This window comes from Streptomyces sp. NPDC093109 (genome assembly GCF_040701725.1).
GTDB lineage: Bacteria > Actinomycetota > Actinomycetes > Streptomycetales > Streptomycetaceae > Streptomyces.
This window is the reverse complement of record NZ_JBFBEZ010000120.1, coordinates 1-1,588: the sequence shown is the minus strand read 5'-3', so window position 1 is coordinate 1,588 and position 1,588 is coordinate 1. Positions and strand designations below refer to the sequence as shown.

Sequence of the window (1,588 nt, the reverse complement as noted above, 5' to 3'; positions counted from 1 at the left end):
ATCGTTTCTGGGACCCCGACGGGTCCCGCTACGGCATCCCCACCTACCCCTACCGCCTCGCCCCCGACGGCTACGCGACGCGCCGTCAGCTCCGCACCGCCGGACTGCGGCCGGGCGGTCAGGAAGTGGCCGCACAGATCCTGTGGCGCTCCCGCCGCGACCGCACCGGCATCCGCGCCGCGTACCTCTACCGCATCGACCGCGCCTTGCCGGTCCGGCCGATGACCCCCGCCCGCCGCGCGGCACTCGCGAAAGCAATGACCGCCCGCCGCACCTGCCCCGAATGCCGCAGGGACGCCGGATACGTCATCCCCACGTCGCTCGGTATGTGTGTGCCCTGCTTCGACACTCCCGCGCTCGCCGCCTGAAAGGGATCCCGTCTTGTCCAGCACCCTCAAGAACCGTCTCGCCGCTGTGGCCCCGGTGGCCGTGGGCGGCGCGGTCGCCGTGCTGATCGGTGTCCGGCTGCACGACCACCACGTGCCGTGGCTGCTCCTGCTCGCCTGCACGCTCGCCGTCTTCGGCTCCCTCGCGGACACCACCGGCCGCGTCACGGCGGCATGGACGGCCAGCACGCACCGCTGCACCGTCCCGGGCTGCGGCTTCACCGTCCGCCTCGCCCACACCTCGCCCGGCGAGAACCGCCGCTGGCAGGAACTGGCCGCCGCCCACGACCGCAACCACCGCCCCGCCTGAACAACCCCTACCGCCCCGGCATCCCGCCGTGAGGGCGCCGGATCAAATCCGGCCCGGGGCACCCTCGCACCACCCCGGCCCACAGAACGGAGAGACCGTGGAACACCTCCCCACCCCCCGTACGGTCGTCCAGCTCCCGGACGGCACCCACGCCTACATCGACCCCCACACCCTCCCCACACCACAGCAGCCCACTGGACCTCAGGTCGTCCACGTCCACCAGGCACCCCCCGACCGCACCGTGCAGCGCCTCGCCCTCGGCTCCGGCATCGGGGCGGGCGCGGTGGCCGCCGGGGTCTACTTCGGCCCGCTGCTGGTTGGCGTACTCACCGCCATGGCCGCGAACCTCGCCCTGCTCGCGCTGCTGGCCGCCGTGTGCGCGTGGGGCGTGGTCACCGTCGTCAAGGCCGTCACCCCCGGCGACAGGCCGGGCGGCAAGCAGCCCGGGAAGCAGGTGTCCCGCAAGGGCCGTGCCTGACCGGTTGCCCGATCCACCTGTCCCGTACGGGTGGTGAGGGGAGCTGGGACAGTCCCGGCCCTGGAAGGGGAACACCCGATGCGCTCGTACACCTCCGCCGAACGCCGTCGCCGTGCGTGGCTGGTCACCCGTGGTGTGAAGCAGGCCGTCGCCGATGCCGTCAACCCGCGTATCGACGCGGAGATCGACCGGATCGACGCCCGCGCCGACGACCGGGGCCGCCGCGAGACCGACGCCATGCACGACCGGCTGGAGCGGGCGAAGAACGACGTCGCCGCCGCCAAGGCGGCCGAACGCACCGCCACTCGCGACGCCCAGTACGCCGCCCGTACCGCCCGGCGGGACGCCGAAGCGGTCCTGCACCGGACCGAACAGGCCGCGCGGCGCATGGGCCTGTGATCACGCCCGGGACGG

At 73.7% G+C, this 1,588-nt stretch carries 4 protein-coding genes; all 4 read left to right on the top strand.

The genetic code is table 11. The features are described from left to right. The coding region (locus AB0389_RS37840; RefSeq protein ID WP_366400127.1) for an RRQRL motif-containing zinc-binding protein at window positions 1-368 on the top strand (368 nt) is incomplete at its 5' end. Window positions 369-381: 13 nt separating this feature from the next. Next, window positions 382-696: a hypothetical protein gene (locus AB0389_RS37835; protein WP_366400126.1), complete on the top strand. Its 315-nt coding sequence runs from the start codon at window positions 382-384 to the stop codon at window positions 694-696. Between the two features lie 97 nt (window positions 697-793). Continuing rightward, on the top strand, window positions 794-1,174 hold the full coding sequence (locus tag AB0389_RS37830) for a DUF6251 family protein (RefSeq protein WP_366400125.1): 381 nt from the start codon (window positions 794-796) through the stop codon (window positions 1,172-1,174). 78 nt (window positions 1,175-1,252) lie between these two features. Beyond that, on the top strand, window positions 1,253-1,573 hold the full coding sequence (locus tag AB0389_RS37825) for a hypothetical protein (protein WP_366400124.1): 321 nt from the start codon (window positions 1,253-1,255) through the stop codon (window positions 1,571-1,573). Window positions 1,574-1,588: the final 15 nt, after the last annotated feature.

Bases quoted from the DNA above. Each gene is read 5' to 3' on its own strand.
- AB0389_RS37825 (WP_366400124.1), top strand. From the start codon at position 1,253: ATGCGCTCGTACACCTCCGCCGAACGCCGTCGCCGTGCGTGGCTGGTC.